The organism is Isoptericola sp. NPDC057559, from assembly GCF_042801555.1.
Lineage (GTDB): Bacteria > Actinomycetota > Actinomycetes > Actinomycetales > Cellulomonadaceae > Isoptericola.
Window position 1 is genome coordinate 158671 of record NZ_JBHVFQ010000009.1, and the last position, 7124, is coordinate 165794.

General features: G+C 74.8%; 10 protein-coding genes and 1 pseudogene. All 11 read left to right on the top strand.

What is annotated here, in order from left to right; genetic code table 11:
* The first annotated feature begins 8 nt into the window (after positions 1-8).
* Positions 9-425 carry a 30S ribosomal protein S16 gene (gene rpsP / locus ACFU5J_RS11445; protein ID WP_430575123.1) on the top strand — a complete coding sequence of 139 codons (417 nt, stop codon included), beginning with the start codon at positions 9-11 and terminating at the stop codon, positions 423-425.
* On the top strand, positions 425-664 hold the full coding sequence (locus ACFU5J_RS11450) for an RNA-binding protein (RefSeq protein ID WP_380324067.1): 240 nt from the start codon (positions 425-427) through the stop codon (positions 662-664). The genes rpsP and ACFU5J_RS11450 overlap by 1 nt, the downstream gene beginning before the upstream one ends.
* A 154-nt stretch (positions 665-818) precedes the next feature.
* Positions 819-1355 carry a ribosome maturation factor RimM gene (gene rimM, locus ACFU5J_RS11455; RefSeq protein ID WP_430575125.1) on the top strand — a complete coding sequence of 179 codons (537 nt, stop codon included), beginning with the start codon at positions 819-821 and terminating at the stop codon, positions 1353-1355.
* A 1-nt stretch (position 1356) separates the two neighbouring features.
* Positions 1357-2154, top strand: coding sequence for a tRNA (guanosine(37)-N1)-methyltransferase TrmD (gene trmD, locus ACFU5J_RS11460; protein ID WP_430578790.1), 798 nt, complete (start codon positions 1357-1359; stop codon positions 2152-2154).
* Between the two features lie 165 nt (positions 2155-2319).
* Positions 2320-2679 carry a 50S ribosomal protein L19 gene (rplS, locus tag ACFU5J_RS11465; RefSeq protein ID WP_430575127.1) on the top strand — a complete coding sequence of 120 codons (360 nt, stop codon included), beginning with the start codon at positions 2320-2322 and terminating at the stop codon, positions 2677-2679.
* A 180-nt stretch (positions 2680-2859) separates the two neighbouring features.
* A complete protein-coding gene (gene lepB, locus ACFU5J_RS11470; protein WP_430575128.1) occupies positions 2860-3693 on the top strand; it encodes a signal peptidase I in 834 nt (277 codons plus the stop codon).
* A gap of 62 nt (positions 3694-3755) precedes the next feature.
* Positions 3756-4577, top strand: a complete 822-nt coding sequence (locus tag ACFU5J_RS11475) for a ribonuclease HII (protein ID WP_430575376.1) — start codon at positions 3756-3758, stop codon at positions 4575-4577.
* The gene (locus tag ACFU5J_RS11480; RefSeq protein WP_013838354.1) at positions 4574-4873 is read left to right on the top strand and encodes a DUF2469 domain-containing protein; all 300 of its coding nucleotides are present in this window, start codon (positions 4574-4576) and stop codon (positions 4871-4873) included. The genes ACFU5J_RS11475 and ACFU5J_RS11480 overlap by 4 nt, the downstream gene beginning before the upstream one ends.
* Positions 4874-5017: 144 nt before the next feature.
* Positions 5018-5377 carry a YraN family protein gene (locus ACFU5J_RS11485; protein ID WP_430578791.1) on the top strand — a complete coding sequence of 120 codons (360 nt, stop codon included), beginning with the start codon at positions 5018-5020 and terminating at the stop codon, positions 5375-5377.
* Positions 5377-6912, top strand: a complete 1536-nt coding sequence (locus ACFU5J_RS11490) for a YifB family Mg chelatase-like AAA ATPase (RefSeq protein WP_430578792.1) — start codon at positions 5377-5379, stop codon at positions 6910-6912. The genes ACFU5J_RS11485 and ACFU5J_RS11490 overlap by 1 nt, the downstream gene beginning before the upstream one ends.
* Positions 6905-7124: pseudogene (locus ACFU5J_RS11495) on the top strand (hypothetical protein); the annotation flags it as partial. The gene ACFU5J_RS11490 and the pseudogene ACFU5J_RS11495, both read left to right, overlap by 8 nt.

Consider the following 7124-nt stretch of genomic DNA (forward strand, 5'->3'; position numbering starts at 1 on the left):
CCACCACAGTGGCCGTCAAGATTCGTCTGAAGCGCCTCGGCAAGATCCGGGCCCCGTACTACCGCGTCGTCGTGGCCGACTCGCGCGCCAAGCGCGACGGCCGCGTCATCGAGGAGATCGGGAAGTACCACCCGACCGAGGAGCCGTCGTTCATCGAGATCAAGTCCGAGCGCGCGCAGTACTGGCTCGGCGTCGGTGCGCAGCCGACCGAGCAGGTCGCCGCGCTCCTCAAGGTCACCGGTGACTGGCAGAAGTTCAAGGGCCTGCCCGGCGCCGAGGGCACCCTGCGGACCAAGACCGCGAAGGCCGACAGCGCCGCCGCGATCGAGGCCGTTGCCGCCGAGGCCGAGAAGGCCAAGGCGAAGGCCGCCGAGAAGAAGACCGCGGAGCCGGCGGAGTCCGCCGAGGCCGAGGCCGAGGCCTGATGCTCGCCGAGGCCCTCGAGCACCTGGTGCGCGGCATCGTGGACCACCCGGACGACGTCCGGGTGGGCGCACGGACGCAGCGCCGGGGCGACCTGCTCGAGGTGCGGGTGCACCCCGACGACCTCGGCCGCGTGATCGGCCGGGGCGGACGGACCGCGAAGGCTCTGCGCACCGTGGTCGGCGCGCTCGCGACGGACGGCCCCGTGCGGGTCGACGTCGTGGACGTCGACCGGCGCTGACCGCCGCACCCGCTGCCGTAGCTTCGACGAGGCCCGGTCCCCACCGCACGCCGGTGGGGCCGGGCCTCGTCGTCTGTGGCCTCGACCAGGGCGGGGCATGCTGGACCGCGGGGCCGTCGACGTCCCGTGGAGCGAATTCGAGACAGGAGTGGTCATGCAGCTGGTGGTGGCGCGCGTCGCGCGTGCGCACGGGCTCCGGGGCGAGGTCGGTCTCGACCTGCGCACCGACAACCCCGAGGACCGGCTGGCGGTCGGCCTCACCCTTCGGACCGACCCGGCGTCGGCGGGGCCGCTGACGGTGACCGCCGCCCGCGAGCACCAGGGGCGCTGGCTCGTGTCGTTCGCGGAGGTCGCCGACCGGACCGCCGCCGAGGCGCTGCGCGGCGTCGAGCTCGTCGTCGAGGCCGACGCCTCCGACGAGGAGGACGCCTGGTACCCGCACGAGCTGCAGGGTCTGCGGGCGGAGCTCGAGGACGGCACGGTCGTGGGCGAGGTCGTCGGGCTGGAGCACCTGCCCGCGCACGACGCGCTCGTGGTCCGTGAGCCGGGCGGCGAGCGCACCCTCGTCCCGTTCGTGCACGCCATCGTGCCGACGGTCGACGTGGCCGGCGGCCGGGTCGTGCTGACCCCGCCGGGCGGGCTGCTCGCCCGGGACGCGGAGTCCGCCGTCGTCGACCGCCCGGAGGACTGACGTGCGCGTCGACGTCGTCTCGATCTTCCCCGACTACCTGGCGGCGCTGGACCTGTCGCTGGTGGGCAAGGCGCGCAAGGCCGGGCTGCTCGACCTGCGTGTGCACGACCTGCGGGACTGGACCACCGACCGGCACCGCACCGTGGACGACACCCCGTTCGGCGGGGGAGCGGGCATGGTCATGCGGCCCGACGTGTGGGGCCACGCGCTCGACGACGTCCTGCCCGCCGGCGGCGGCGGGCACCTCGTGGTGCCGACCCCGTCGGGGGACGTGTTCACGCAGCGGCACGCGGAGGCGCTGGCGCTGGAGGAGCACGTCGTGTTCGCGTGCGGTCGGTACGAGGGCATCGACGCCCGGGTCGCCGAGCGCGCCCGGGCCGCCGGGCACCGCGTGAGCGAGCTGTCGATCGGCGACTACGTGCTCAACGGCGGCGAGGTCGCAGCCCTCGTGATGATCGAGGCGTTCGGGCGGCTGCTGCCCGGCGTGGTGGGCAACCCGCACTCGCTGGTCGAGGAGTCGCACGGCGCCGCCGGGCTGCTCGAGTACCCCGTGTACACCAAGCCGCCCGCGTGGGAGGGGCTCGAGGTGCCCGAGGTGCTGCTGTCCGGGCACCACGCGCGGATCGAGCGCTGGCGCCGCGACCGGGCCCTGGAGCGCACCGTGGCGCGGCGTCCCGACATGGTGGCGGCGCTCGACGTCGCGGGGCTCGACAAGGCCGACCTCGCCCTCCTGGCGGGCCTCGGCTGGGTGGTGGCCGACGGCGGCCTCCGACGGGCGCCGGAACCTGTGGCAGAATAGGCCGCTGGTGTGTTCGCCGACCCGGCCTCTGCCACAGGGGAGGTCATGACGGCTGTTAGCCGTCTGGGTCGAGGAGCCGACGCACCCACCGATTCGTCAGACACGGCGCGCCCGAGAGCGTGCCACGATCTTGTTCCTGACCTGTGGCAGGGCGGGGAGAGAACCATGCACACGCTCGACTCCGTCGACGCAGCCTCGCTGCGCTCCGACGTCCCGGACTTCCGCGCCGGCGACACCGTCAAGGTCAACGTCAAGGTCGTCGAGGGCAACCGCTCGCGCGTCCAGGCGTTCCAGGGCATCGTCATCGCGCGCCAGGGTGGCGGCGTCCGCGAGACCTTCACCGTCCGCAAGATCAGCTTCGGTGTCGGCGTGGAGCGCACGTTCCCCCTGCACGCCCCGACCATCGACTCGATCGAGGTCGTGACGCGCGGTGTCGTCCGCCGCGCGAAGCTGTACTACCTGCGCAACCTGCGCGGCAAGAAGGCGAAGATCCGCGAGAAGCGCGTGACGCCGACCGCGAAGTGAACCGCGGCGGCGTGACGCCCCGCGTCACGCCGCACCGGTGCGCACCGACGGGCGGTCCTGCTACGGCAGGGCCGCCCGTCCGTCGTCTCCCGACGGTGGTCCGTGGTGGTCTTCGTCGCCCGGTACGCCACGGCTCGTGACGGTTTCGCCCTGGACGGTGGCGAGTGAAAGAGTGAGAGCGTGGCAGACTCCGATCCCGTGACCGACCGGCCCAGTGCGCACGAGCCTCGACCGAACGACCCCGCGGGCGAGGGGTCCGGCGGCGGGGCCGACGGCTTCGACGCCGTGGTCGGCTCGGGCCAGGCCGCCCCGGCCGGCGGCCCGGCGCCGAGCCGTGGACGGAGCGGTGGGCTCGGCGTCCTGCGCGAGACGGCGATCATCGTCGTCAGCGCCCTCGTCCTGTCGTGGCTCATCAAGACGTTCCTCGTGCAGGCGTTCTTCATCCCCAGCGGGTCGATGGAGGACACGCTCGAGGTCGGCGACCGCGTGATGGTCTCCCGGATGGTTCCGGACGTCTTCGACGTGCACCGCGGCGACATCGTGGTGTTCAGGGACCCGGGCGGCTGGCTGCCGCCGTACGAGCCGCCGGAGCGCACTCCGGTCGGGCAGGCCGTGACGAACGTCCTGACCTTCGTCGGGCTCATGCCGCAGGAGACGGGCGACCACCTGATCAAGCGCGTCATCGGCCTGCCGGGCGACCACGTGACGTGCTGCGACGACCAGGGCCGCGTGAGCGTCAACGGGCAGCCCATCGACGAGGAGTCGTACATCAAGCCCGGCTCGGTGCCGAGCGAGCTCGACTTCGACACCACCGTCCCGGACGGCATGCTGTTCGTCATGGGCGACAACCGGCAGAACTCGGCGGACTCCCGCTACAACACCGGCAAGCCCGGCGGCGGCTTCGTGCCCATGGACAACGTGGTCGGCTCGGCGTTCGCGACGGTCTGGCCGCTGAGCGACGCCACCCTGCTGCGCAACCCGGGCGACGTCTTCGCGAAGGTGCCGGAGCCGTGACCTCGCTCGTCGAGCAGCAGGGCGGCGCACAGGCCGCCCGCGTGCTCTCCGGCCCCGAGACGGTGCGTCGTCCGACGCCGCCGCGCCGGCGCACGGCGAACGCGGCCGCCAAGCAGCGCCGGAGCCCCACCCTGCGCCAGGAGCGGTCCCTGCTCACGGGCGGGGCGCGTCTCGTCGCGGGCATGGACGAGGTGGGCCGCGGCGCGCTCGCCGGCCCCGTGAGCGTGGGTGTCGTCGTCGTGGACGCCGCCACGCGGACGGCCCCGCAGGGCCTGACGGACTCCAAGCTCCTCACCCCGGCCGCGCGGGTCGCGATGGTCCCCCAGCTGCAGCGCTGGGGCGTGGCCTGGGCCGTCGGGCACGCCGGGCCCGCGGAGATCGACGCGCACGGCATCGTCGCCGCGCTGCGGCTCGCCGGCCGGCGCGCCCTGGCACAGGTGCGGCGTACCTGCGGCGACGTGGACGTGGTGCTGCTGGACGGCTCGCACGACTGGCTGAGCCGGGGCGACGTGGACCTCTTCGAGGCGACCGACCTCGACCCGGCGCTGAGCCCCGACGTGCCCGAGCCCGCGGTGCGCACCCTCGTCAAGGCGGACCTGCAGTGCTCGTCGGTCGCGGCGGCGAGCGTGCTCGCCAAGGTGGAGCGCGACGGCCTGCTCGTGCGCCTGGCGCGCCAGTACCCGGCGTTCGCCTGGGACCAGAACAAGGGGTACTCCGCCCCGGCCCACCTGGAGGCGCTGCGCAGCCACGGCCCGACGCCGCAGCATCGCCGGTCGTGGAACCTCCGCGCGCTCGCCGACGACGGCGGGATCGGCGCGACGGTTCCCGGCGCGCCCGCCGCCACGCTCGACGCAGGGCTCGCCGATGGGATGATGGCACCGTGAGCGCCGAGGACCTCGAGAACTACGAGACCGAGATGGAGCTCGCGCTCTACCGCGAGTACCGCGACGTGGTGGGCCTGTTCTCGTACGTCGTCGAGACCGAGCGGCGGTTCTACCTCGCCAACCAGGTGGACCTGCAGGTGCGCTCCGCCGCGGGCGAGGTCTACTTCGAGCTCCGGCTGGCCGACGCCTGGGTGTGGGACGTGTACCGGTCCGCGCGGTTCGTGAAGTCCGTGCGCGTGGTGACGTTCAAGGACGTCAACGTCGAGGAGCTCGCGAAGGCGGAGCTCGCCCTCTAGCGATCTCGCGGCCATCAGCGGCGAGGACGCTGCGGGCCGTCCGCAGGCGCCGACGCTGCCCCCAGGCAGGGCGTGGTCCACAGCCGCCCCTGACCCGCGCCCGGCGCCATGCCGCTCCGCGAGGCTTCCCGCGGAGGTGGTTCGATGCGGGCGAAGGACGCCGTCGGGCGGTACGGGGAACGGGTGGCCGCGCGCCACGTCGAGGCGCAGGGTCTGCAGGTGCTGGAGCGCAACTGGCGCGGGTCGGGCGGTGAGCTCGACCTGGTCGCGCTCGACGGCGACGTGCTGGTCGCGATCGAGGTGAAGACGCGCCGGGGCACGGCGTACGGGCATCCCGCCGAGGCGGTGACGCCGGAGAAGCTCGCGCGGGTGCGCCGGCTCACCGGGCAGTGGCTCGTCGAGCACCGCGACGTGCGGTGCCGCGAGGTGCGGGTCGACGTCGTGGCGGTGGTGCTGCCACGGTCGGGCGCCGCCCAGGTCGAGCACCTGGTCGGGGTGCTCTGATGGGCCTCGGGACGACGGCGTCGGTGGCCCTGACGGGGCTGAGCGGCCACCTGGTGGAGGTGCAGGCGCAGCTCGCGGCGTCCGTGCCGGGGTTCACCCTGGTCGGGCTGCCCGACACCGCGCTGCACGAGTCGCGCGAGCGGGTGCGGGCCGCCGTCCTCTCCACGGGGATCAAGTGGCCGCACCGCAAGATCACGGTCAACCTCTCGCCCGCGTCGCTGCGCAAGTCGGGCTCGTCCTTCGACGTGGCCATCGCCGTGGCCGTGCTCGCGGGGGACGGGACGATCCCTGGCGCCGGGCTGGACCGGGTGGTGCACCTGGCCGAGCTCGGGCTGGACGGGCGGCTGCAGCCCGTGCGGGGCGTCCTGCCTGCCGTCGCGGCGGCCGTCGAGGCCGGCTGCCCCGACGTCGTCGTGGCGGCCGGCGACGCGGAGGAGGCCCGCCTGGTGCCGGGGGCGCGTGTGCACGCGGCCGCCACCCTGGCCGAGGTGGTGCTGCTGCACGGCGGCGACCTGGCCGAGCTGCCGGAGCTCGACGCCGTCCGGCCGGCCCGGCAGCCGGTCGTGCGCCGTTCGGTGGGGGACCTGTCGGAGGTGGTCGGCCAGGCGCAGGCGCGCGTGGCGCTCGAGATCGCGGCCGCCGGCGGCCACCACCTGCTGCTCGTGGGGCCGCCCGGTGCGGGGAAGACGATGCTCGCGGCACGGCTGCCCGGCATCCTCCCGGACCTCACCCCCGTGGAGGCGGTGGAGGTGACCTCCGTGCACTCGGTGGCCGGGACGTTCGACCCAGGGAACGGTCTGCTCACCCGGCCTCCCTTCGAGGACCCGCACCACACGGCCACCCCGGCGGCGATCGTCGGGGGCGGCACGGGCCTGGCGCGGCCCGGTGCCGTGTCGCGGGCGCACCGGGGCGTGCTGCTGCTCGACGAGGCGCCCGAGTTCCCCTCCCGGGTGCTCGAGACCCTGCGGCAGCCGCTGGAGCAGGGGGAGTTGGTGCTGCACCGCGCGGGAGGCGCGGCGCGCTACCCGGCCCGCTTCCAGCTGGTGCTGGCGGCGAATCCCTGCCCGTGCGGGATGGCGTCGGTCAACAAGGGGCTCGACTGCGCGTGCACGCCGACGGCGAAGCGCCGGTACTTCGGCCGCCTGTCGGGCCCGCTGCTCGACCGCGTGGACCTGCAGGTGGACGTGCATCCCGTGACCCGGGCCGAGCGCACCGCCCGTACCTCCGGGGAGTCGTCGGTCGAGGTGGCCCGCCGGGTCGCGGAGGCTCGCGCGCTGGCGCGCGAGCGGCTGGCCGGCACGCCCTGGACGACCAACGCCGAGGTGTCGGGGCGGTGGCTGCGGGACCGCTCGCGGGGGCCGGGGGTCCTCGCGCCGATCGAGCAGATGGTGGACCGGGGCGTGCTGAGCCTGCGCGGGGCCGACCGGGTGCTGCGGATCGCGTGGACGGTCGCCGACCTGGCCGGGCGCGGGTCCCCGACCCGCGAGGACGTCTCCCTGGCCGTCACGATGCGTACCCGGGGGAACCATGGGTGAGCCCGTCGTCGCGGCGCCCGGGCGCGGGGCGGCGCCGCCGGTCGACCGGCCGCCGCGCCGAACCGGGTCCGTACCGCCCGTGCCGCCCGCGCTGCCGTTCGACACTGCCGACCCGCGCCTCGCCCGCGCCGCCTGGAGCCGGCTCGTGGAGCCGGGCGACGTGGTGGCGGGGGCACTCGTGGCGCACCTCGGGCCGGGGGACGCCCTCGGCT